Origin of the sequence: Blastopirellula retiformator, assembly GCF_007859755.1 — a bacterium.
In the GTDB taxonomy this organism is placed as follows: Bacteria; Planctomycetota; Planctomycetia; order Pirellulales; family Pirellulaceae; genus Blastopirellula; species Blastopirellula retiformator.
This window is the reverse complement of the sequence record NZ_SJPF01000004.1, coordinates 566,455-589,312: the sequence shown is the minus strand read 5'-3', so window position 1 is coordinate 589,312 and position 22,858 is coordinate 566,455. Positions and strand designations below refer to the sequence as shown.

Annotated in this window: 16 protein-coding genes; 9 read left to right on the top strand and 7 right to left on the bottom strand. The window is 59.0% G+C overall.

Going from position 1 to position 22,858, the window contains the following annotated elements; genetic code table 11:
- Positions 1 to 66 precede the first annotated feature (66 nt).
- Both Enr8_RS18335 and Enr8_RS26260 read right to left on the bottom strand, forming a co-directional pair.
- A complete protein-coding gene (locus Enr8_RS18335) occupies positions 67 to 297 on the bottom strand; it encodes a cupin domain-containing protein (RefSeq protein ID WP_146434247.1) in 231 nt (76 codons plus the stop codon).
- A gap of 122 nt (positions 298 to 419) precedes the next feature.
- Complete coding sequence (locus tag Enr8_RS26260) at positions 420 to 530, bottom strand: cupin domain-containing protein (protein WP_246120169.1); 111 nt, start codon at positions 528 to 530, stop codon at positions 420 to 422.
- A gap of 448 nt (positions 531 to 978) precedes the next feature.
- On the opposite strand from Enr8_RS26260, the gene Enr8_RS18325 reads away from it, so the two are divergent.
- From Enr8_RS18325 to Enr8_RS18315, 3 genes are read left to right on the top strand one after another with little or no spacing between them, the layout of a single operon-like run.
- Positions 979 to 2,139, top strand: a complete 1,161-nt coding sequence (locus tag Enr8_RS18325; protein WP_146434244.1) for a DUF58 domain-containing protein — start codon at positions 979 to 981, stop codon at positions 2,137 to 2,139.
- A complete protein-coding gene (locus Enr8_RS18320) occupies positions 2,132 to 4,375 on the top strand; it encodes a transglutaminase-like domain-containing protein (RefSeq protein WP_186767733.1) in 2,244 nt (747 codons plus the stop codon). Before Enr8_RS18325 ends, Enr8_RS18320 begins: the two co-directional genes overlap by 8 nt.
- 59 nt (positions 4,376 to 4,434) lie before the next feature.
- A complete protein-coding gene (locus Enr8_RS18315) occupies positions 4,435 to 5,367 on the top strand; it encodes an AAA family ATPase (protein ID WP_146434240.1) in 933 nt (310 codons plus the stop codon).
- Between the two features lie 29 nt (positions 5,368 to 5,396).
- On the opposite strand, the gene Enr8_RS18310 is transcribed toward Enr8_RS18315, so the two are convergent.
- Positions 5,397 to 6,566 (bottom strand): XylR family transcriptional regulator, encoded by a 1,170-nt coding sequence (locus tag Enr8_RS18310; protein WP_146434238.1) that lies wholly within the window; start codon positions 6,564 to 6,566, stop codon positions 5,397 to 5,399.
- A gap of 465 nt (positions 6,567 to 7,031) precedes the next feature.
- On the opposite strand from Enr8_RS18310, the gene Enr8_RS18305 reads away from it, so the two are divergent.
- From Enr8_RS18305 to Enr8_RS18285, 5 genes are all read left to right on the top strand, one after another.
- Entirely contained in the window at positions 7,032 to 8,033 is a 1,002-nt protein-coding gene (locus Enr8_RS18305; protein WP_146434236.1) for a DUF1559 domain-containing protein, read from the top strand.
- Between the two features lie 88 nt (positions 8,034 to 8,121).
- Positions 8,122 to 8,598, top strand: a complete 477-nt coding sequence (locus Enr8_RS18300) for a carboxypeptidase-like regulatory domain-containing protein (RefSeq protein WP_146434234.1) — start codon at positions 8,122 to 8,124, stop codon at positions 8,596 to 8,598.
- Positions 8,599 to 8,639: 41 nt separating this feature from the next.
- Positions 8,640 to 10,526 carry a glycoside hydrolase family 97 protein gene (locus Enr8_RS18295; RefSeq protein WP_146434232.1) on the top strand — a complete coding sequence of 629 codons (1,887 nt, stop codon included), beginning with the start codon at positions 8,640 to 8,642 and terminating at the stop codon, positions 10,524 to 10,526.
- 351 nt (positions 10,527 to 10,877) lie between these two features.
- On the top strand, positions 10,878 to 12,428 hold the full coding sequence (locus Enr8_RS18290; protein WP_186767732.1) for a class I adenylate-forming enzyme family protein: 1,551 nt from the start codon (positions 10,878 to 10,880) through the stop codon (positions 12,426 to 12,428).
- A 415-nt stretch (positions 12,429 to 12,843) separates the two neighbouring features.
- A complete protein-coding gene (locus tag Enr8_RS18285; RefSeq protein ID WP_146434228.1) occupies positions 12,844 to 13,626 on the top strand; it encodes a 3-keto-disaccharide hydrolase in 783 nt (260 codons plus the stop codon).
- Between the two features lie 232 nt (positions 13,627 to 13,858).
- Here the strand turns inward: Enr8_RS18285 and Enr8_RS18280 are convergent, their stop codons facing one another.
- From Enr8_RS18280 to Enr8_RS18265, 4 genes are all read right to left on the bottom strand, one after another.
- Entirely contained in the window at positions 13,859 to 15,562 is a 1,704-nt protein-coding gene (locus tag Enr8_RS18280) for a CotH kinase family protein (RefSeq protein WP_146434226.1), read from the bottom strand.
- Positions 15,563 to 15,616: 54 nt separating this feature from the next.
- Positions 15,617 to 16,333, bottom strand: coding sequence for a DUF4956 domain-containing protein (locus Enr8_RS18275; protein ID WP_146434224.1), 717 nt, complete (start codon positions 16,331 to 16,333; stop codon positions 15,617 to 15,619).
- A 369-nt stretch (positions 16,334 to 16,702) separates the two neighbouring features.
- Positions 16,703 to 19,258, bottom strand: a complete 2,556-nt coding sequence (locus Enr8_RS18270) for a c-type cytochrome (RefSeq protein WP_146434222.1) — start codon at positions 19,256 to 19,258, stop codon at positions 16,703 to 16,705.
- 273 nt (positions 19,259 to 19,531) lie between these two features.
- On the bottom strand, positions 19,532 to 19,987 hold the full coding sequence (locus tag Enr8_RS18265; RefSeq protein ID WP_146434219.1) for a hypothetical protein: 456 nt from the start codon (positions 19,985 to 19,987) through the stop codon (positions 19,532 to 19,534).
- A gap of 216 nt (positions 19,988 to 20,203) precedes the next feature.
- Here Enr8_RS18265 and Enr8_RS18260 point away from each other — a divergent pair, with 216 nt between their 5' ends.
- Entirely contained in the window at positions 20,204 to 22,858 is a 2,655-nt protein-coding gene (locus Enr8_RS18260) for a tellurite resistance TerB family protein (protein ID WP_146434217.1), read from the top strand.

Below are 22,858 nucleotides of genomic sequence, written 5' to 3'. Positions count from 1 at the left end.
TCCTTTGTAGCAGATGAAGCGTTTGTTTGCGTGTTAAGAAAGTGTGAAAATATGACACGTCATTTGTTAGCAGGGTTTTTCGCTGGGCGGAAAGATCTCCAGGCCATATCGGGGCGCCGCTTCCAGCAATCGCTCGATATCTTCCGCGGTTGGCGGCGACGGTTGGTCTGCTTCCGAAGAGAGGAATTCTCCCACTTCCAGGAACATTTCTTCCAAGCCCGCTGGCGCGATGGTGATCAACATCCGCGTCGGTTGTCCGCTTTCATTTTTGAAGCGGTGTCGACTGCCGATCGGCATGTTTAACAGTCCGTTGATTTTCTCGACGGACTGCGTGATCGCAGGGATGCGATCCCAAAATAGCGACGCAAGTCGTTATTTTGCGAGCATGGCGAGGTTGGAAAATGCCACGATGGCATTTGTCAACAAGCAGTTAAGAAGCAGCCAGGCCCGGCGATGATTTGTTCGTCTTCGAGTGTGAAGGTGATCTCGCCGTACAAGACGTAAAATGATTCCTCCTCGCGACGGTGAATGTGGGGCGGCGGCCCGCCGCCGGGCGGAATGACCGCATCGATGGTCGCGTATGCGCCCCCGTCTCTTCCCCGGTGGCGAGCAAGCGATAAGCGTCGTCTCCCACAACCGAAATCCGTCTTCCTTGACCCTCGGGGCGAATGGTCGCCTGATGTTGCGTTTCCACGTTCGGCTCCTCTTGCAATCCAATGTCGACCCCGATCGCATGGGCAGGTCGACCGATCGCTGAAATCGTAACATCTGCTGACCTCGGGAGCGAAAATTGTGACTCAATTCACAAACTATTTCTCTCCCTTCTTCCCTGCACTGCCGCGCTTCGCGAAATATCGATGAAGATTCAGGCAGACGTCTTTTCGTCGCGACTCGACCTCTGACAATGGCTAGGAACTGCCTGACGGTTGTTTCGCAAAGACGCGAGATGCCGCCGTGCGGGGCTCGCAAAGGGGCACGATGTTTTACCGTTTCAACTCCGCCGCCAGCGGCGCTTCGCGTACCGCTTCTCCACGCATGGGGTGGGTATTGGCATGCGTCGTCGCCACGGGTCTGCTGGCTGGGGTGATGTGGCATGGCCGAGCGTTTATTGTCTCGGGAACCTTGCTGCTGATCATCGGCGTCGGCGTCTTGGCGCCTTACCTGGCGATTCGCCGATTGCGGGGGACGCTGTTGCCGCGGCAGGTGCGAGGTGAGGTCGGCCGCCCACTTTCGCTGCGAATGCAACTGAGCAACAACAACATTTTCGCTTGGGGCACAACCAGCGTGCAGGTCTGCGAATATGACCCGCAGGGAGGCCTGGTCGAGACGCACCAGTGCAACGTGACGCGCATCGATCGTCGCGGCGCTATCTCGCCGATTTGGTCTCCTATTCCTCAGGTCCGCGGCTATTTTCCATCGGGTTCGATAGAAATGCGCACGCGATTTCCGTTTGGTCTAGTAACGGCGACCAAACAAGTCGCGATCGAGTCGCGGGCGATCATTTGGCCCGAGATCGTCAAGCTGCGCACCGTTCTTTCCAACGCCCGTCAGTCTGGCTTTCAGTCGGCTGAGACCAGCGGCGGCGGTTGGGGAGATGAAGGCGACATCGCCGGACCGCGTCCTCATCGTCCCGGCGAGTCGATGCGGCGAGTCCATTGGCGACATACGGCCCGCTACGGCGAACTGATCGTTTGCGAACGAGAGTCGACGTCGTCGCGGCGACTCCGAATTCGCTTGAACCTGACCGAACCTGGCGATGCATACGAATTGGCCATCAGCGCCGCGGCGAGCCTGATCGCCCAGGCGGTCGAGTCGGGTTGGCTGGTCGATCTCGACATTGTCGGGGTCCGCCGTTGGGAAGGAATCGGACGCCACAGCTTGAATGCGGCGCTCGATTTTCTGGCGATCTTCGATCGTCAGGCAACCGCGCAGCCGACCAGGCCTCCGGTCGCTCGCCGTGATGCGGGACGATTTGTGCTCGTCACGCAACAGGCGCCGGCTGACGAGAGCCAGCAAGCCCACTACGACGAAGTGATCTATGTCGGCGATCGGTCGCCCGAAGAAGGGGTCGTCTGGCTGCATCCGCAGACCCCTTGGCGCGAGTCGCTGCAAAGCCTGGGGGAGCGCATCTATGCCTAGATCGACAGACGAAGAACGCTCGCCAGCGTCGACGCGTCTAGAATGGCTAACAATCGCGGCGGCGCTACTGGGCGTGTTCGCGTCGAACATCGTGCTGATGCAAGAGGCGCCGCTGGTCGCCACGTTCGGCGCTAGCGCCGCATGGATGGCGGTCATCGTGATCGGTTTTCTCTTGGCTTCTCGGCAGCGAAGAATGTTGCCACCACGCGTCCAGGCGGCTGTGATGTGCGCGGCGCTGCTGGTTCCGCTGGCGAGAATCTTCACGCTGGAAAGCGATGGCCGGATCGACTTGCTGATGCTTGAGGGACTGCGGAACTTGTGCGCGGCGTCGGCCATCTTCACGTTTGACCCGGTCCGCCGGCGGGCAACGTTGTTTGCGGGGACGCTGCTGGCGTTATTCGTCTTCACGTTCGACGGTTCGTTGTTGGTGGCAGTCTGCGTCTTGGCGCAATTGTGCGTCGTCACGCTGTGGCTGACCGCCAACGATCAGGCAGGTTTCCGGGTGAGTGCGGCAACGGCCGGTTCGTGGCGCCCAGACTTCGTCGTCTCTTGCTTACTCTTGGTGCTGCTTGGCTTCGTCGCGTCGACGATCGCCTACCCGGCGGACCAAACCAGCCAAGGCGAATTGATCGATCGGTACCTGAAGAGGGACGTCCAGGAACTGGATGTAGAGGAAGTCTCCTTTCGCCTGGAGGAGCAAGATGAAGTGCTGGAGGAAGCCTCGGACAAGAAGTATGGCGCGACCGACGGCGAGGCGGAGGACGAAGTCAAACGAAAACGGGAAGGTCGCAAGTCGTTTTCGACCCGGCGGAAGGCGCCCAAGACGGGCGGAGAATTTCGGACCTTGTTCGCCCTGGCGGGAGATCAGGTGCGGCATATCCCGACAACGCGGTTTAATCAGTTTGATGGTATTCAGTGGCAACCCGAGAAAGGACGCGGCCTTCCGTCCGCTTCGACGCAGATCTCCCAGCAAGAGGGCCTGCAGAAACTGGTCAATCGCCAGGACCTCGACTTCTCGCAATTTGCCGAAGACGTCGACGTCAATTCCGAGCAGTTCCTGGAGCAGCTGCGGTCGTTGGCGTCGCAGTCTTTGATGCAGCAAGGCGCCGGAACGTTGACGCCGCAGTTGCGTGATATTCCGCCCGACAAGCTGCAGGCGCTGATGTTGGAAGCGCCGCAAATGAGTTCGACCGCCACGCTGTTGTTTACTCCCTACGACGTCCAGGCGTTGTCCGAAACGCTGAAGAAAAATCCGGCACTGGCCTGGAAGCTAATCGCCCGCGGCAGCCAAACGTCTGACGGCAATGACGCGCTACTACGAGACTTGCAAGAGCTGCGAGCCAACCACGAGGGGCCGATTTTGCCGCCGGAGATGGCGGCGTTGGTCGCCCAGTGGACCGCAGGTACCGAGCCAGGCTGGGAGCAGATCATGGCGGTGGTGCACGGTCTGCGCAGTCACGCCGTCTACGATCCCATGGCGACGATTCCGACGACTGAGACCGACTCGGTTCGCTATTTTCTGATCGAGTCGCGCCGCGGCCCCGACTACATGTTCGCCTCGTCGGCGGTCGTGCTGTTGCGATCGCTCGGATATCCCAGTCGATTGGTCGGCGGATACTACGCTCACGAGAGCCGACGGAGCTGGATGACCGGCGAGACCAGCATTCGCGAAGACGACGTCCATTACTGGGCTCAGGTGGCGCTGGCCGACAAACTGTGGGTCGATATCGAGCCAACCCCCGGGTTTGAAATACCCGCCGCCAAGTCGGCAGTCGCGCAGGCAAGTTGGTGGAATGTCGCGTCGACATTCTTGCTCCGCTATGGCGCAATCATCGCGGTCAGCCTGCTGGTGATCATGGTCGTCATCATTTTTCTGCGTCGTAAGTGCCATGGAGCCTGGATCTATTGGCGGTGGCGGTGGAGCCTGCGGCGCTCGCCCCCAGAGTTGGTCGCCCGAACGCACCGGCTAATTCAGTATCGCTTGCACTTGGCGGGATGCGCGCTGCAGGCGGGCGCATCGTTTCAGACGGCGGTCCTTCCGCTCGCTCCGCACGAAAAAACGCTGCGGCGGTTCGCGGCGCTCGGCCAAGAGGCGGTCTACTGCAAAGCGAGCGTCAATGATCCGGCGCATCAAAAGCAACTGCGGCAAGCGGCCACGGACGTCGTCGCCTGGCTGACGCCGCGGCGTATTCAGGCCGCAGTCGGCGGGGCCGCTCGCGAATCCTCTCAGTCTTAGTTTCTTCCCCCAGCGAAAGATCGATCTTGTCCACGAACTTCGAATCAACGACCGAGGCTATGCAATTCGACTTTGATTGGGACGAGGCCCTAAAGCGATTGCGGACTCATCTGAACGATCATCTGCGGGGGAAATCCGAGACGGTCGAGTTAGTGCTCGCTTGCCTACTGGCGCGGGGGAATCTGTTGATCGAGGACTTGCCGGGCCTGGGCAAGACGACCTTGGCGAAGGCGTTGGCCGGCGCGATCGGCGGCAAGTTCTCACGCATCCAGTGTACGCCCGATTTGTTGCCGGGCGACGTGACCGGCTTTAACATCTTCAATCAACAAACGTCGCAGTTTGAGTTTCATGAAGGGCCGGTCTTCGCCGACGTCGTCTTGGCGGACGAAATCAATCGGTCGACTCCGCGCACGCAAAGCGCCTTGCTGGAAGCGATGGCCGAACATCAAGTGACGATCGACAATCTAACTTATCGCTTGTCCGATACGTTTTTTGTGATCGCCACGCAAAATCCGGAAGAGTTGCACGGCACGTTTCCCTTGCCCGAAGCGCAGCTCGATCGCTTCTCGATGAAGATCAGCATCGGGGCGCCTGACCGTGCGAGCCTGATCGAATTGATGAAGTCCCGCGGCGGCGTCATAGAAGGGTTCCAGGAAACGACCGAGGCGATCTTGAGCCGGCCGCAGTTGTTGCAACTGCAGCAGCGGGCGGCGGCGGTGGAGACGAGCGACACGCTCTTGCAATATGTGGCCAACCTGTCCGAAACGCTGCTCGGTCAACCTACCTTCACTGGTCATCTCAGTCCTCGCGGCGTGTTGCAATGGCTCCGCTGCGGTCAGGCCTGGGCGTTTCTCCAGCAGCGCGATTTTGTGACGGCCGACGACATTCAGAAAATGGCGGTCCCAGTGGTGGCGGCTCGTACGATCGGCCCCACGCTGCAGGGAAGAGAGCAGATTCTTGACTTGATCTCGCGGGTGAAGGCGCCGTTTTAGCCGCTGCAAGAACGTATCGGCCGGCTCCGCTACCCGCGCTGAAACTGATTTCGAAACTCGCCCGGGGTGACGCCGGTGATTCGCTTGAAGGCGACTACAAACTTGGCGGCGGAGGAATAGGCGACGTGGTTGGCGACTGCCAGCAACTTGCGATCGGTTTCGCGCAGTAGAAGTTTCGCTCGTTCGATCCGGACCCGATCGATTTCCGCCTTGGCGTTGCGCCCCAAGGCTTTCCTCAGGCGACGTTCCAGCGAAGAGCGGCTCAAGCGAAACTGCTCGCACAGCATCTCGACCGTCAAGCCGTCGCAGGCATGCCGCCCGATGTAGTTCAGGATGCGGGCCGTTTCTGGATCGCCAATGGCGACGAAATCGGACGAGGCCCGCACGACGACTTGCTTGGGCGGAACATAGGTCCGCCGCGCCGCCTTGCCGCCTTTCATGAGCTCGGCCAGGTAGGTCGCGCCCTGGAAACCAATCCGATGCGTATCGGGTTCGATGCTGCTGATCGTCGGAATGGCGAGATCGCAGATGGCGTCGTCGTTATCGACGCCGACCAGCGACAGTTGTTCGGGAACGGCGATGCCTGCCTCGGCACAGGCCCGCAGCGTTTGGCGCCCGCGAACGTCGTTGCAAGCGAAGACGCCGCAGGGCGCCGGCAACGTCTTGAGCCATTGAACCAGATCCGAGTCGTCACCTTCGGCCAGCAGCTCGCGCGAAATGCGGGAATAGCGGACGGCGGAACTGGCGAAGCTGTGACAACGACAGCCGTTACGCTGGGCGATTTCCACGAACGCGGTTCCCCGGGCGTCCGAAAAGTCGACGCCGTCGTAGCCGCAGAAGGCGACGTCGCGCAGGCCTCGCTGTTGAAAATGCTGAAGCGCCATTTCCGCACACGCGACCGGATCGCTGTCGAGCGAGACGCCATGCTTGGGAACATAAGAACCGCGGAGGTCGACCGTCGGAACGCCGAGCGCGTCGATCTCGTCCGAAATCGAACGCTGTTCGGCGCGAGCCAGAATGCCGTCCAACTTCCAGTCGCCCATGTCCGTGGGCAATTGTTCGTTCATCGTGCGCTCGACGTGAATGACCTGCCAGTTGCCATAGATGCGGCAGTAATCGGCGACGCCCCGTAGCAGTCCCCGGCCATAGCCGCGGGAAGATTCGATCAAGAGCAAGACGGTTTGCTTGTGTTGCCACACGGTGGAATCTCCCTGGCGATTGCGCAATAGTGTCGGCGAAACGCAACTCGAGGGGGCGATTGTTCCCCAATTTCGTCAATGCGTTTCCCATTTTCGTCATCGGATAAAGTGGTTTCAAGGTTTTCTTGGCGAATATTTCTGACGTAGGCGTCTCCAATTGCGTGAAGCAAACGGCGACCTTTCTAAGGATGCAAAACCTTCGCTAGTCGAAGTTTAGGGCGGGTTTTGCTTGAGGCGAGCGAATGCCCGTGGTGAAATTTATTAAGCTGTCACGGTGATTTTACGTGCCCTGGAGTTTTGCGATTCATTAATTTGGATTTAAGGAAGTTATTTGTCTTCCATGTTCGTGGCGCCTATACTCCGGTCATTCGTATAGGTGGCAGGGTTAGTTTTCCTTTTTTCGTCATCTCACAACCTGACGCTAACTCTTCCGCACTCTTATCCACGACACCGGAGTTCGCATTCATGAAACGACCCGCGTTTACGCTCGTTGAACTTCTCGTGGTCATCGCCATTATCGGCGTCTTGATCGCCCTGTTATTGCCGGCCGTACAGCAGGCCCGCGAAGCGGCTCGACGCATGAGCTGCTCGAACAATCTGAAGCAGTTGGGCCTGGCGCTGCACAACTACCACGACACCTACAACGCCATGCCGCCGCGACAAGGGGGAACTGATATCTCGGGCAACGGCAGCCCACGCTGGAGCGCCTTTGTGAACCTGCTCCCCTTCTTTGAAGCGGGCGCACGGTATGACCAGATCAACACGAATGGACGCCACGTCTGGCATGGCGACGCCAACTCAGGCTATGTCGGTCAGATCGAAGCGATCATCTGCCCCTCCGACGGGCTGTATTCGCCAACCGGCGCCGATCGCAGCAACACCTACTCGCCGCTGAACTATGGCCTGGTGATGGGAGACCATTACAGCATCAACTTCAACTCGGCCGAGCCGGACGAGAACATCCGCGGCATCTTCGGCTATCTCGTCTACACCCGGTTCCGCGATGTCACCGACGGCCTAAGTAACACGATCGCCATGTCCGAAATTATTGTGGCGCCCGACGGAGACCAACTCGGCCGTGCTGCGGGCGGTTCGACTACCAATCCGCTGGCTTGCCGCGCCTATTTGACCGGCAACAACTACACCTCCGGTTCGTTGATTGCCCAATATCGTTGCCATGGTCAACGTTGGCAGGATGGTCGCCCGGGCTACTGCGCGATCAACACGATCTTGCCGCCCAACAGCGCCACGTGCAGTTCGCAAGCGAGCAGCGGAATCTACTCGGCGTCAAGTCGGCATCCCGGCGGCGTGTTGGCGCTGTTCGCCGACGCATCGGTTCACTTCATTCCCGAGACCATTGATACCGGCAACCTTTCGTTGTCGGCGACGAACTCGGGCCCCAGTCCTTACGGCGTTTGGGGCGCACTCGGAACGAAGAGCGGCGGCGAGGTGAATACCTCGCTGTAGATTTCTGTCGAAGTCGCAGAACTTAGCGGGGGCGCAATTTGCGTCCCCCAGTCCAAGTTGCCTTCCCCCGTCTGCAAAGGTCCCTGCAATGAATACCCCGCTTCGTGCGCTGACCACAATCTGCGTTTCAATCGCCACGGCCGCCCTGGTCGTCGGCTGCTCTAGCAAAGAGGACAAATGGACCCGCGGGCGACCGCCGGTTTATCCCGCCAACGGTCAGGTGATGCTAGATGGCCAGCCGGTCGCCGAAGCGATGGTCACCTTTCAGCCGGTTGACGAAAGCGGCAAAGGAGGCGCCGCGCGGACCGACGCCAACGGCTATTTCGAGGCGCAGACCTTCGAGCCAGGTGACGGTTTGACCGAAGGTGCTCATCGCGTCGCGATTCAAAAAACGAAAATGGTCGATCGCCAGGGAAATGAAGTGACCGTAATTTACGAACCGGGAGACGCGATCGAGAGAAACTTCTTGCCCGCCAAGTATGCGAAATACGAGAAGTCGGATATTGAAGTCCAGATCGATCCGGTCAGCGAAAACGATCTGGGGCAGATCCAGTTAACGAAATAGCCCGATTTCTTCTCGCCTTGATAACCACCAGGATTTTCCTCATGCGTTTCCCTCTACTGGCCAGCGTCGCTGTGGCGATCGCGTTTTGCTCTTCCGTCGTCGGCTACGAACTAAAGTCGCCCGACGGCCGCATTCAAGTTCAACTTGACGTGAAGGCATCCGGCGGAAAATCGCAACTGCAGTACCAGGTTGCCGTCGCTGGAGAGCCGCTGATCGCCGACTCGTCGATTACGTTCGTCCGTGATGACAAGACCGTGATCGGCGATCAGCTGAAATTCGTCAGCCAGAGCGAAGCGGCGAGCCATGACGAGACCTGGAAGACCGTCTATGGCGAACGCGCTGAGATCCGTGATCACTACCGCACGCAGACGTTTCGGTTCGTCGATACCAAGGCCGATTGCCCGTTTACCGTCGAGCTGCGCTGTTACGACTGCGGGGTGGCTTTTCGCACCACGCTTGGCGACGGCGAGCCGCTGACGATCAAAGAAGAACGTAGCGAGTTTCGTTTTGTCGGCGATTTCCCCGCCTGGCGAACCACCAGCGCTCAAGGGGAATACGACCAGGTTTCGCTCAGCAAACTGGGGAAGAACGTCGAGCGTCCGCTGACCGTCGAAGTAAGCGACCAGCGCTACGTAGCGATTGCCGAAGCCCAATTGGTCGACTACGCCGCCATGCGGCTGCGCGCCGCTGGCGACGGTACGCCGACCGTGATCAGTCAACTGCGGAGTAACGTGACCAGCCAGACGCCGCTAACGACGCCGTGGCGGGTGATCATGATCGGCGACAGTCCCGGCGACTTGCTGGAGCACAATGACCTGATCCTGAACTTGAACGAGCCGTGCGCGATCGCCGACACCTCTTGGATCAAGCCGGGCAAGGTGATTCGCGAAGTGAGCCTGACGACCGATGGCGGCAAAGCGTGCGTCGATTTCGCGGTGGCGAACAATTTTCACTATGTCGAGTTCGACGCCGGCTGGTATGGTCACGAGTATGACGACGCCTCGGACGCGACGACCATCACGGTTGATCCCAAGCGTTCGGCCGGGCCGCTCGACTTACGTGGCGTCATCCAGTACGCGAAAGAACGGAACATTGGGATTCTGGTCTACGTGAATCGTCGGGCTTTGGAAAAGCAACTCGACGAGATCTTGCCGCTGTACAAGTCGTGGGGTATCGCCGGCGTGAAGTATGGGTTCGTCAACGTTGGTTCGCAAGAATGGACCGCCTGGCTGCACGATGCCGTTCGCCAAGCGGCCGACAACCAGTTGATGGTCGACATCCATGACGAGTATCGCCCGGTCGGCTATTCGCGAACCTATCCCAATCTGATGACGCAGGAAGGCGTACGTGGCGACGAAGCGACCCCATCGACCAGCCTGGCGGTGACGACCCTGTTTACCCGCAACCTGGCCGGCGCCGCCGATCATACGATCTGCTACTTCGACGGTCGCGTCGACAAGAATTGGACGCATGGTCAGCAATTGGCGAAAGCGGTCTGCACCTATTCGCCGTGGCAGTTTATGTATTGGTACGACAGGCCGCCGGCGCCACAGCAAGACGGCAAGAATTCGCGCAATCGCATCGTCGATTCGCCGGAACTGCAGTTTTTCAAAGATGTGCCGACCGTGTGGGATGAGACCCGCGTCCTGGAAGGCGAAATCGGCGAGTACGCGGTCATCGCTCGCCGCAGCGGCCCGGACTGGTACATCGGCGCGATCAACGCCAACCAAAAGCGAGAATTCCGCGTGAAGCTCGATTTTCTCGCCAACGGCGCCACGTATCAGGCCTGCCGCTATATCGACGACCCGACGATCGATACCGCCACCAAGGTGCGGGTCGAAAAGAGCGAGGTCAACGTCGGTGAAGAACTGGTGCTGACGTTGGAAGCCAACGGCGGCGAGGCGATTCGGATTTCGCTGGTTCGGTAGCGCGCTGCCCTGTGCTGAATGAAGAAAGCGGTCGCCGCGTTGATCGGGGCGACCGCTTCTCGTTTTGTCAGCGTTTGATTTGTTACGCTTGCTCCTCAACTCTTCCAAACCCGCTCGTGTGAGATCGGGTAAACTGGTAGAACGAGGTTCTAGCAGTCCGTTGATCTTCTCGACGGACTGCGTGATCGCACGGATGCGATCCCAAAATAACGACGTAAGTCGTTATTTTGGGATCCGCGAAGAGCTATGCTCTGAGCCTGGCGAGGTTGAAAAATGCCACGATGGCATTTTTTCAACAGGCAGCTAGGGTTATTGCCTAATCCTTTTCAGCTGAAGTTGGAGGAGAAATCCGTGGTTAGCGACGCGCCAAGAAACGACGCCACGCGTCTGCAGTCGATGTTCGAGAAAATCGCCCAGGCAACGCCCGATCAAATGGCGCTGCGTCACGGCGGCAGTCAGCTCTCCTATCAGCAGCTAGACATCGCGACAAAAACGGTCGCCGCGGGACTTCGTGGTCTGGGCGTGGCGCCTGGCGATCGGGTCGCCTGGCTGATGCCGAACTGCGTCGAAGCGGTCGTGGTGACGCTCGCCTGTTACCAGATCGGCGCGATCGCGATGCCGCTGAACTATCGCTATGTAACGCGTGAAGTCGAAGAGATTTTAGCGCGAACGACGGCGCGGTTGCTCGTCTATCACGTCGACAAGCGAAGCGTCGTGCAACCGCTGGCCGATTCCGCAACGCAACTGGTCGAAGTCGCCGGCGACGGTTCCGTTTCCCTCCCCTTTGATCGATTGCTGGCCGCGAAGGCCGACAACGAAGTAGCGTCGGTCGCGGAAGCGGATCCGGCCCTGATTCTGTTCACTTCGGGCAGCACCGGGCGTCCCAAAGGCGTTGTTCACTCCCACGGCGGCGTCTACAGCGCGATCGCACAGTCGCGAGAACTGTTCGATTTTCAGCCCAGCGACGTCGTCCTGGTCGGCAAGCCGATCAGTCATGCCGGCGGACTGCATACGCAAATGTTCGCCGCCATGTTGGCCGGCGCCGAAGTGATCCTGACGATGAAACCGACGCCGCAGCAAGCGGTCGCTGCGATCAACCAGGATGGCGTCACCGAGTACGGCATGCTCGCCAGCGATCTGCTTGACTTTGTCGAATACCTCGAACAACATCCGACGCCGCTTCCTTCGCTCAAAAATGCGATCGGCTCGGGCGACGCGGTCCCTTCCGACTTGCATCATCGCTTTCGCGATCTGTTGAACTGGGAGGTGATGGAAGGCGCCGGGATGACCGAAGTCGGCTGCTATTACGCCGGCAACCCGCGCTACGGCAAGCGAAAGTGGGGATCGCTGGGAATCGCGGCGCCCGGCATGCAGCTGCGCGTGGTCGATGCCAGCGGCCAGGATTGCCCAGCCGGCGAGCAGGGAGAAATCGTGCTGCAAACGCCGTCGGCCACGATCGGCTATTGGAATGACGAAGTGGCGACCGAGGCGCTGTTTCAAAACGGTTTTCTCCACACCGGCGATCTCGCTTACCGCGACGATGATGGGTATGTCTGGTTCGTCGGCCGACAAAAGCTGATGATCATTCGCCGCGGATCAAACATCGCTCCGGCCGAAGTCGAAAACATCATCGACGAACATCCATTGGTGCACGCGTCGGTCGTGGTCGGCGTTGCTGATCCGCAAGATGGCCAGGTCCCGGTCGCTTGCGTCGCGCTGGTCGACGGAGCGGACGCATCGGCCGAGGCGTCGATCCGCGACTATGTGAATCAGCACTTAGCGGAGTACAAGAACCCGGTCCGCTATCTCTTTCTTCCGGAACTACCGCGCAACGCGACCGGCAAGTTTGACCGGCGGCAACTCGCGGAACTGGCCCAAACGCAGCGACCCGACGGAAACTAGAGCGTTTTTCTGATAGCTGTAGCGTTTCTGGCGTTGGTGAGCCAAGCTGGTCAACGCCGACCAGCGCGGCCGCAACCAGCCACAACGCTAACTGCCTGTTGAAAAATGCCATCGTGGCATTTTTCAACCTCGCCAGGCTCAGAGCATAGCTCTTCGCGGCTCGCAAAATAACGACTTACGTCGCTATTTTGGGATCGCATTCCTGCGATCCAGCAGCCCGTTGAGAAAATCAACGGACTGTTCGGGTACCGCTCACGTAGGCTGGGTTAAAACCCAGCTCTTTGCACTTCGCACCGCAAAGCAAGATCGCCGGGAATTGTCCCAGCCTACGAAGCTACAGGATTTTGATTCGGTCAGCGCGGTGGGCTACAATAAAACGCTTTTACCCCGTCCTGACTTTGCCCCAGGTCCCCCCATGTCTTTGCGAAACATCCTTTCCCTCTTCTTCTGCCTGACTCTACTGGCCGGCATTGCCGCCGCGGAAGAGACTGCTGAAAAGTTCGCTCCTCAGCAAGAAAACAGTCCCGTCGCGCCGCCGGCCGATGCGGTGGTGTTGCTCGATGAGAAGACGAACCTGTTCCTCTCCAAGAACGGCGGGGCGATTGATTGGCCGCTGGAAGAAGGCGTGCTGACGTCGACTCGCGGCGAAGTCCGTTCGAATCACCTGTCGTCGCGGCTCCATTTCCGCGACGCCGATATCCATGTCGAATTCATGCTGCCTGAGAAAGGGACTGGCAACAGTGGTATCCATATCCATGGCAACTACGAACTGCAGATCATCAACTCGGCCGGTAAAAAGAAGCTGACCCAGCAAGACATGGGTGCCGTTTACGGCTTCGCTCCGCCGCTGGTCGACGCGGCTCGCAAGCCGGGCGAGTGGCAAGTCTACGACATCCGCTACCGCGCCCCCCGCCGCGACGCCGACGGCAAGATCACGCAAGAAGGGGAAATCACCGCGTGGCTCAATGGCCAAAAGGTGCAAGAAGGAACCAAGCTGGGCGAACCACGCTCGGCCTATCATCCGTACCGCTACAAGTCGACTCCATATCTGCAAGAGATCTGGAAGAAACAGCTGCAAACGTCGGTCGGCCCAGTTTTTTTGCAAGACCACGACAACACGGTGAAGTTCCGCAACGTTTGGGTGCGGCCGCTGGATGACAAGTCGTACGTCGTGGCTGGGCTGTCGAAGGAAGGCTAATTCACTATTTTTCCCATGAAGGAATCGCATCCCTGCGATCCAGCAGCCCGTTGAGAAAATCAACGGACTGCTAGTAGCGTAGGCTGGGGCGAGACCCAGCTTTTCTGGCTTCGCGCCGCAGTGGAAAGTCGCTGGGACCCGTCCCAGCCTACGGAAGCCAAGCGGCTTGTACTTCATCAGCAGGCATGCTCTTTCCCGCATCGAACGAGAAAGAGCCATGCCCTGCTGAGGCTTACTTCGCAGCCGGCGGCTGGTAGTTCAGCAGATACTCACGCCGCTTCTGCAAGAAGTTCAGCAGCGATCCTTCGCCGGGATCTTTCACCGCGGTCGCTTGCTCGAACGCTTCCAGCGATTCCAGTTTGCGGGTGTCGTTGGCGATATCGGCGGCGATCAACTCGGCATGCCGGGCGATGATCGGTTCGACATGTTCCGGAGCGAACGTTTTCTCGGCGATCTCGCGCACGTACGCCAAGTATTTCTCCCGCAAATGGGGCAGCGCCAGCAAGCGGCTTCGCAGCGGCATCCGTGGGTTTTCGAGCGACACCAGCGGATCGAGCTCGACCCCGCCATGACCTCCGGGCCCACCTGGTCCGCCAGGGCCACCGAAGCCAAATCCAAACCCACCGAACATGCCGCGGCCACGTTGTCGGCCCCGTTCGCCATCCTCGGGACGGCGCACGTCGGGGCGACCTTCCGGCGGCATCGGACCACCATCGCCGTCCGGGCCTGCCGGAGGTCCGAAACGACCTGGTCCGCGTGGTCCGCCGGGGCCACGGCCGCCCGGTCCGCGGCCTCCTTGGAACGCCTCGTTCATGTCGTGCGGAATGACGTGAAACTGCTTCTCTTTGTCGAGGAAGATGTAGTAGTCGCTGGCTCGCGTCCAGTAGCCATCGCTGTTGACCAGCGCCACGTCGAGCGCCAAAAACTTCAGCGTCTCGTCGATGTCGAGCATCGGCGCCAGTTCCGCTTCCAACTGCTCTGCCGGCGTTTCGTTCAGCGTGCGGCAGAGCCGGATCAGCGCGGCCCAGGCCTTGGCGCCGTCGCTCGACTTCATGTCGTAACGGCTCTTGTACTGGTCAACATCTTCGCCCAGGTAACGAAGCCCGCCGTCGCCGTTGGGGCTGCCGCTTACCTTCCAGCGGGTTCCCTTCGACGAAGGATAGTTCTCCTTCAAAAAGTCTTTGTCGAACTGCTGCACGTTGGTGTAGACGCCCCAGCTCTCGCCGTTGATGACGACCCGCACGTGGTTCGCTTTGGGCGCCGGGATAAACTCGCGGGCAATTTGCGAATAGAGGACGGTGCTCATGAATGACGCGTCGCTGGCGCCGTTGAGCAAATTGAGCGTTTTGTAGCCATGCAACCGCTGATCCTCATCGGCCAGGTCGAGCGAGACGTTCAGCGACCGCTTGTAGCCAGCCGGAACCATGAAGTACGACGACGCGCCGCGAAACCGGATGCCGACGTTCTGGTAACTCTTGCCATCGACAGTCAGCGTCGCCACCGCCTCGACGTCGGTGTCATGAAAATCTTCCAGTTCTTGCTCCCAGTCGTCGTTCTCGAACTCCAGGAAGATCGTCCGCAGCACGTACGGATCGTACCACTTGGCGTCCGGAAAGTTCTCGACATCGGCCGGCGACAGTTTCGGTCCCGGCTCGGCGGCGGGGCGATTGCCGCCGCGCCCACGACCTCCGCCAAAGCCGCCGCGACGATTGCCGGCCGACTTCACTTCGGCCCGCGCTTCGGCCCGTTCCTGCTGGTTGAGCCAACCGTTTTCGTCGCGGTCATACTCTTCGACAAGTTCGCGATCGGCCCGATTGCCGCCGGGCCCGCCTGGTCCGCCAAAGCCGGGGAAACCGCCTGCCCCCTGCCCTACGGCGGCGGTCGTCAAAAACGCCAGCAGCAGCATCAGGCCAATTCGGTAAACGTATCGCATCATGTTCGTCGCTCTTGGGTTGGATGAATAATGTCTGTCTGGGGGCGGTTGTTCGCGTTACGCGTTCGGCGGAGCGTCCGGTTCGCTCGGTGCGATCCAGATCGCCAGCGTCGCCTTCTGTTGCGGCAGGTCGATCGTCTTGATCTCGACCTGCTCAACATTCAGGCCGGTGCGGGTACGCAGATCGGCAAGCAGCTCGGCGCGGTGGGCGTCTCCTAGCCACTCAAGCCGATCGTATTCCAGCGTGTACTTTTCCCGTTTGGAAGGCTTCTCTTTGACGTCGCCATTTCCGCCTTCGCGTCCGTTACCATCGCCGCCGCTTAACTTCTCTTTCTTCTTGTCGCCGCCGTTTACTCCATTGCCGACCACGCGCTCTTTCAGCATCGTGCTGGCGAAGATCACGCTGTTGACCAGCATCACTTCGGCGTAGCTCGTTTTGCGATTGGCCAGCGAGTTAATCACCGCGATGCCGATCACGATAAAGAGGTAGGTCATCTCTTTGGGGCGGATCGCGTCGGTCCGATACCGCAGCACCCCAAACACGGCGAACAACCCCAGCGCCAGGCCAAGGTCCAGCTCCAGCTTCTTCATCGTGAAGCAGATAAAGAAGACGACGATGTTCAGCATCACCGCCGTAAACGCGAACTCGCGCTTCTGCTGACTGGGATAAATCCCCAACGCCACCACCAGCGTCAAAAAGAAGAGATTGATGCCGAAACGTACCAGCAGCTTAAAGATGTCGGCGTCGAAGATCGGGACTTCGAGAAATTCCATCGTCGCATTCGTGTCCAGGCGCCGCCAAGCCTCCGTCAAAACCGGCGCAGCGCTCCATGATCAATCCACCTCTCTGGCCAAGACGGACACCGCGCACGTTCGGTCAGAGAAACGCCAAATTCGCAATGCGAGATACAACCCTCAAGCGGGCGAAAAGTTGTGAAGAAAGTATTAAGAAAACGGCTCTCGAACTATTGTATAAACAGTAGATGGCGAATCAATCCTGCTTGAGAAGGGGCCGCGTAAGCAGATGCGGGTGGACCGCCACGCCGTAGGCTGGGTCGAGACCCAGCACTGTGGGCATCGCGCATCAAGAAAGCGGACAGCCAAACGACTGCCCGCTTTCCGGTCGATAACTTACCGCATCCACTACTTCTCAAAGAAGTGATGCCCCGGGTCGCCGCCGCTTAGCAGGTAGGCGGTCAGGTCCAAAATTTCTTCCTTGGTCATCGATTTGAACAGCCCGGTCGGCATGGCCGAGATCTTCGAGACCGCCATTTCTTCGATGTCATTGCGGTTGATGTTCACTCGATCATTCGGATTGGTCAGATCGGTGTTCAAGATCATCGAGTTGCCGTTCAGGTTGACCACCACGCCGGTGTGGATTTTGCCGTCGAAGGTCAGCACTTTGACCGACGAGAACTGATCGTTGATCACCTTGCTGGGGTTGATCACCTGGTCCAGCAAGTCATGCGGCGAGTAACGACGCCCGGCCGACGTCAGATCGGGACCGGTCATTCCCCCCTGATCGCCAAACCGATGGCAGGCGTAACATCCAGCCGCCGCAAACATCTTGCGGCCGTTGGCGTAGTCGCGACCTTTCAAGCCGGTCTTCGCGGCGCTCGAAAGTTCTTCCAGCGTCCACTCGGTCGTTTCGCGGCCGGCGAAGATCTCGCCCAGGTTCTCCAGGGCCGACTTCTTTTCGGCCTTCTTCGCCAGCAGCTCCTGCATGCTCTCTTTTTCTTCATCGCTGATCGAAGCGACGGCGTCGGTCCGAATGAACTCGATGAACTTGTCGAAACTGGCGCCACCCTTGTAGTTGGCCGCTTTCAGGAACCACTCGATGTACTGCTTCCGCAGCTCCGGCGTCCAGCCTGCGGTCAAGAAGCGAATCGACCGGGCATACTGCATCTGCTCTTCCTGCGCCGGCGCCGCCGCGATCAACGCCATTGCCTTGGCGGCGACCGTTGGCGATTGCAGGTAGGCCAGCGTTTCGCATAGCAGCCAGTTCAACTCGGCCGACTTTGCCGGGAAGAGCGGATCCAGCTGCGCGGTCAGCCTGTCGACCATCGCCTGATCGGGCTCACCAAAGCGAACCAAGATGATCTGCACCGTGCGAACCAAAATCAGTTGCTGCGCCAGATCGAGCTTCTCCGCATCAATCGCCGTGATCGCCGTCAGTAGCTTGTCGCGCATCGCCACGTCGACCGCCGGGTCGCTCTTCTTGCGATGCTGCGGATCGATGCCGGTCACGCGAGCCAAAGCCAGCAGCGCCGTCACCTGCTTTGCCGGGTCGGTCTCGTTCAACGCTTTATCGGCCCAGGTCTCGACTGGCTGATGCTCAATCGCGGTGCGAGCGGCGAAGCGAATGAAGCGATCCTCGTCGGCCAGGTAAGGCCACGCCGCCTCGATCGCCGCTGGGTCTTGCTTGCCGTGGAACGCTTCCAAGGCGTAACGCACTTCGCGAGCTTCGCTGGCCGCGCTCGGCGGATCGACCCGCTTGGTCGACTCGTCGCCAACATAGGTCACCCGGTACAGGCCTGACTGCACGCGACGCCCGCCGATGGCAAAGTACATCGCGCCATCTTTCGGGTTGATGATCGCGTCGGTGATCGGCAGCGGGGCGCCGGTCACAAACTCTTCTTTGGTCGCCGTGTACGACGAACCGCTCGGCGTCAGGTGAACCGCGTACAGCTTGCCCCAGCTCCAATCGAGCGCATACAACGCCTCTTGGTACTTGGCCGGAAACTTCGCCCCATAGCCAAACGTCATGCCGGTCGGCGAGCCTGGGCCGATGTCCAAGATCCCCGGCAGATTGTCGGCGTAAAACGGCATCCGTTTGCCGGCGCCGTTCCGCCAGCCAAACTCGGCGCCGCTGGTGACGTGGCAAATGCGGGTCGGGCGATACCAGGGCGTGTTAAAGTCATATTCCATGTCGGCGTCATACGTAAACAGCTCGCCGTCATGATTGACCGCCGCGTCAAAGATGTTGCGAAAGCCATTGGCGACCGCTTCAAACTTCTTGCCGTCGGGCGAAACGCGATAGATGATGCCCCCCGGCGCCAAGACGCCCCGGTTGTGCCCGCGGCCATCCGGCATGCTCGGCAACAGATGGTCTTCGCCCCACACCTGACGCACCGGCGAACTATCGGCCAGCTTGGTCGGCTTGGTATTGTTGCCGGTCACCAGGTAAAACGCTTCGCCATCCGGCGTCGGCAACACCGCATGCACGCCATGGTCGCTGCCCGAGTTCAGCTCGCGCAGCAGCTCGACCTTGTCCAGCATGTCGTCGCCGTCGCTGTCGGTAATGCGGTAGAGGCCCGAAGGAATCTTCCGCTCGTAATCGTTCACGCCGACATACAACGAGTCGAACGCCCACAGCATGCCGTTGACGCCGCGGATCTTGGCCGGCACCGCCTCGATGTCGTCCTGGCTCAAGGTTTCGCCCGCCGGCGGCGGCGTGATGCGATAGAGCCCGCCAAACTGATCGCTCACCAAGATGCGACCTTTGTCGTCGGTGCACAGATTGACCCACGACCCCTGCACGTCGGCCGGCACCGAGTAAAGCAGCTCGACCTGAAAGCCCGGCAGCGTCGTGATCAGGTCGATCGGCGTCGCGGTATTGCCGGTCGGTTTCTTCTCTTGGGCGATCGCCACCGACGCGACCAGGCAGAAAAACAGCAGGGCAAGTAGAGAACGAGACATAGGAGAATGATTCCTGGGTGGATCGAGAAGTACGACTTCGCGTCGAAGTTGGAGGGAATCTCCTATCCTAAACCGCCAGCCGCCCCCATACCAGCATCCGAGAGAGGGGAATTCGCCCCTGTTGGGGAGATCGCCAACGCCCAACCCCGGCAACAACGGCAGTTTCTACGACCTTGCTGCCGCCGCCGGGTGCCACTGGCCAACAGCCAGTCTCTTCTCTGGTGTGGGTTCTGTCGTAGGCTGGGTCAAGACCCAACTCTTCACAGCGCCGCGTCAATTCATGCACGTCACCACATAATCAATCACGTCGCCATCCCGAACCAGGACAAACCCTTCCAGACCCGCCATCGCGGCCCAACTCTCCGGCGGCGAGCGAAACTGCCGCCACCCGTCCCCCGGCTGCAGCTGCGACTTGCATTTCAGCCGCTGCGGATCAAACGGCAACTCACCGCCGCCGACCTCCTCGATCCTGTGCAACGGCCCCTGCAGCCACGCCGCCACCAATTCCAGAAACCGGGCCCGCTGCACCAACACGCCATGATCAGGACAGATCGAGAAAACGGCGACGATCTCCGGATAGGTCAACTGACAATCAGGATGCGCCGCCACAAACTTCCCCCAAGCCTCCTCCATCCAGTACGACAGCCGAGTCCCGTTGGCTTCGCCCGGCACCGACCGGGTGAAGCGGTCTTCGCCTAGGAAGGTGTGGAGGTGGGATGGGGTTGGCATTTGAGGTGGCTACTGGGATTTCCGATTGGTTCGCATTGGACGTTTGGCTCTGTCTGTGCGGCAAGATATTGCAGGGGCATGCTTGAACTGAGAGATGTTATTCAACGGCAAGCCCCCGCCCAATGTTTTTTTTGAAAGGCGAGATCACTATAATAGGTGGCTCTATGTAACCAGTGTTGGTTGTTGGGTGGAAAATTCGCTTTCCTGGGTTTTTTAATGACTGTCGTTTCGTGCCCGCACTGCAATTCGCCGCTAAAAATCTCGGAGGAATATGCGGGCGAAACGGTACAATGCCCTAAGTGTTCTGGAGCCTTAATTGCGCCGGGAGGATCGAATGACCAAGCGCATGACGAGCCGCTTTCGATCTGGATCATCTTGGCGGTGGCGGGCGCAGTCCACTTGGTCGCCTATCTTTTCCTGATCATCACGATCGGTCCAACGAGTGCAATGCTATTGGTTGTCCTTGCGCTCGGCGTCGAAGCGATCGTCTGGAATCGTAGTGCCATCTTTTCCGCAGTACATGATTCTCTGGAAAACGCGGCGCGGCGAAAGCTTACTGAAGACTCTGCAATGCCAGTGAATCAGCCATCGACGCTAACTGAGAAAAATAAGCCAGTTGTTCATAGCGAAAAACTGGTGCCAGCAACGATAGTCGTGACTAAATCGGACGACGATTTGGTCGAAATCCGACCAGCTCGCCAGGCCGTCGCAAAGCCCAAGCCGGCGCCGCGACCAAGCTATCAGCCTCCAACGCCTCCTCCTTCCCGACCTTCGATGTGGGGGAAGATTTTCGATAGCTCTTTGGAGGTGAAGCTGCCTAATGACCAGGTCTACTATTACGGTCCTGGCACGGAACTTGATCTTGGCCGAGGAGTCGTCAAATGGCCGCTGGTCTACGCTACCGGCAAGCCAGGCCGAGGCGGCTGGCATGCGTCCGTAATAGATGGTTCGCTATCGGTCGCCCCAGCGGGGAGCCAGGTGGCGGAGCCGCTTTCGTACTGGCCAAGCTATTACGATTGTTCGCCAAGCCAACGAGCAAAATATCTCGACTGGCTACTCACCGGAAAAAGCGATCCGGACATCGATCTTGGTTACGTCTTTATTTACTTTTACGGCCTTGAACAGCGTTCCATCGTTGATCGCACCGATTTTTTGCCGATCGCTCAAGAACTGATTCGCCTGCTGGGGATTTATAGCTACTCGAATTCGTTCCGTCGCTACACGACAAGCTTGCTTTGGATGACGATTTATCAGTTGAGCGAATCAACGACAGTACCATCCTCGCTGATTAATGATGCGATTGCAGCGACGAGTCGTTGGAACGATGACCTAATCGGCTACCTGTTGGCGATTTATTACCGAGCCGGTCTCAGTCTGCCTAGTGATATTGCGGTTTTAGCTTGCCAATGCGACTCTCGTTCTACGTCGAGCGTCATCGTACGTCGTCATAGAGATGAATTCGAGAAACTGTTCGCCGCCAAATACGCAACGGAATTTCCACAGGGAATGAAGCTGCGCGCTGGCAAGCGATCCGCCAAGGTTGAATACCAACCGGCGAGCGGTTCGCTGATTCGGAACTGGGACCGGATTCGCAAGTCGCTCTCCGCAATGCCAGATGTTTTAGCGATTTCTTCTCAGTTTCGTCCATTGATCGAGATTTGGGAATCGACGATTGACGAACTAAAAGCATTTAGCCGGATCGCAAAGAAAACAGAGGGCGAGCTAACCGCTGAGGCGTACGAGGCGTTACCACGAGAGCTACAGGACGGAGATCATCCTGACACGGACAGTTGGATGGAAATTTGGGACCGCCATGCTGACGAAGAGGGGCGACCAATCGTCCCTATCGGCGAACTAGCGACACTGAAGGGGGTTTCCCACCGCAAACGGCTAACTAAGACGCAATGCACTAAATTATTAGGAACTGCCGATGCCCTAGGGATCGGCGTCGAGCCAGACGCTCGTTCGACAGGTGATTATTACCTTTGGGATGAACGTGTTACGCTTTTTTTCCTCGACGGCGAACCCCATGAGTTGGGAGGTGAATACGTCGCCGCCGCAACGCTCCTGCGTCTGGGGGCAAGTATCGCTGAGGCGGACGGCAAGGTCGACGACGACGAATTGCGATTTATCAGTAATCACCTCGAAGGGCAATTTAACCTGTCGGATGCCGACTCCAAGCGGCTCGAATGTCTGCAGTACTTGCTACTACATTCCCGATCTGGCGAAAACGCGATCACCAACAAACTAGTAAAACGCCTTAGCCGCGACCAACGCCTGATGGTGGGTGAATTCCTGGTAGGCGTCGCCGCAATCGACGAAGTTATTACCGATGACGAGCAGAGGGCGCTCCGCAAAGCGTATAAAATGCTCGACTTGCGCAGCGAAGATCTGGATGCGTTACTTCGTCGACACGCCGATTCGCCCGATCAAGTCGATAGCGGATCAGCCCATGGGCAGGTGGTTCATCTTGATCTGGAGCGAATCGCCCACATCATGACCGAAACTCGCCAAGTTGCTGGAATTCTGCAAGAAGCAATGCAGGACTCAGACGAGATGGAAGACGAAGTCGACGAGCCTGCGGCCTCTTCTACGGCGGAGCGCGTTAGTGAAGTGGAGCCCGCGCATTCGGCAACTGCGGTTTTGCTAGCGCCGGAACTCGATTCCCGGTACGCACCATTCTTGACGCGAATCCTGGAAAAAGAGGAATGGACCACCGGCGAAATGCGCGAACTATCCGGCGAACTGCAGGTAATGCTTAGCGGCGCCGTTGAAGCGGTGAACGAGTGGTCGCTGGACCGCTATGGCGACTGGCTGATTGAAGAGGGGGAACCCTATCTTATTCGAAAAGACCTGATGGAGAACGTTTAG

Bases quoted from the DNA above. Each gene is read 5' to 3' on its own strand.
- Enr8_RS18280 (WP_146434226.1), bottom strand. From the start codon at position 15,562: ATGATGCGATACGTTTACCGAATTGGCCTGATGCTGCTGCTGGCGTTT.
- Enr8_RS18320 (WP_186767733.1), top strand. From the start codon at position 2,132: ATGCCTAGATCGACAGACGAAGAACGCTCGCCAGCGTCGACGCGTCTA.
- Enr8_RS18315 (WP_146434240.1), top strand. From the start codon at position 4,435: ATGCAATTCGACTTTGATTGGGACGAGGCCCTAAAGCGATTGCGGACT.
- Enr8_RS18285 (WP_146434228.1), top strand. From the start codon at position 12,844: ATGTCTTTGCGAAACATCCTTTCCCTCTTCTTCTGCCTGACTCTACTG.
- Enr8_RS18335 (WP_146434247.1), bottom strand. From the start codon at position 297: ATGCCGATCGGCAGTCGACACCGCTTCAAAAATGAAAGCGGACAACCG.
- Enr8_RS18325 (WP_146434244.1), top strand. From the start codon at position 979: ATGTTTTACCGTTTCAACTCCGCCGCCAGCGGCGCTTCGCGTACCGCT.
- Enr8_RS18305 (WP_146434236.1), top strand. From the start codon at position 7,032: ATGAAACGACCCGCGTTTACGCTCGTTGAACTTCTCGTGGTCATCGCC.
- Enr8_RS18300 (WP_146434234.1), top strand. From the start codon at position 8,122: ATGAATACCCCGCTTCGTGCGCTGACCACAATCTGCGTTTCAATCGCC.
- Enr8_RS18295 (WP_146434232.1), top strand. From the start codon at position 8,640: ATGCGTTTCCCTCTACTGGCCAGCGTCGCTGTGGCGATCGCGTTTTGC.
- Enr8_RS18265 (WP_146434219.1), bottom strand. From the start codon at position 19,987: ATGCCAACCCCATCCCACCTCCACACCTTCCTAGGCGAAGACCGCTTC.
- Enr8_RS18260 (WP_146434217.1), top strand. From the start codon at position 20,204: ATGACTGTCGTTTCGTGCCCGCACTGCAATTCGCCGCTAAAAATCTCG.
- Enr8_RS18275 (WP_146434224.1), bottom strand. From the start codon at position 16,333: ATGGAATTTCTCGAAGTCCCGATCTTCGACGCCGACATCTTTAAGCTG.
- Enr8_RS18270 (WP_146434222.1), bottom strand. From the start codon at position 19,258: ATGTCTCGTTCTCTACTTGCCCTGCTGTTTTTCTGCCTGGTCGCGTCG.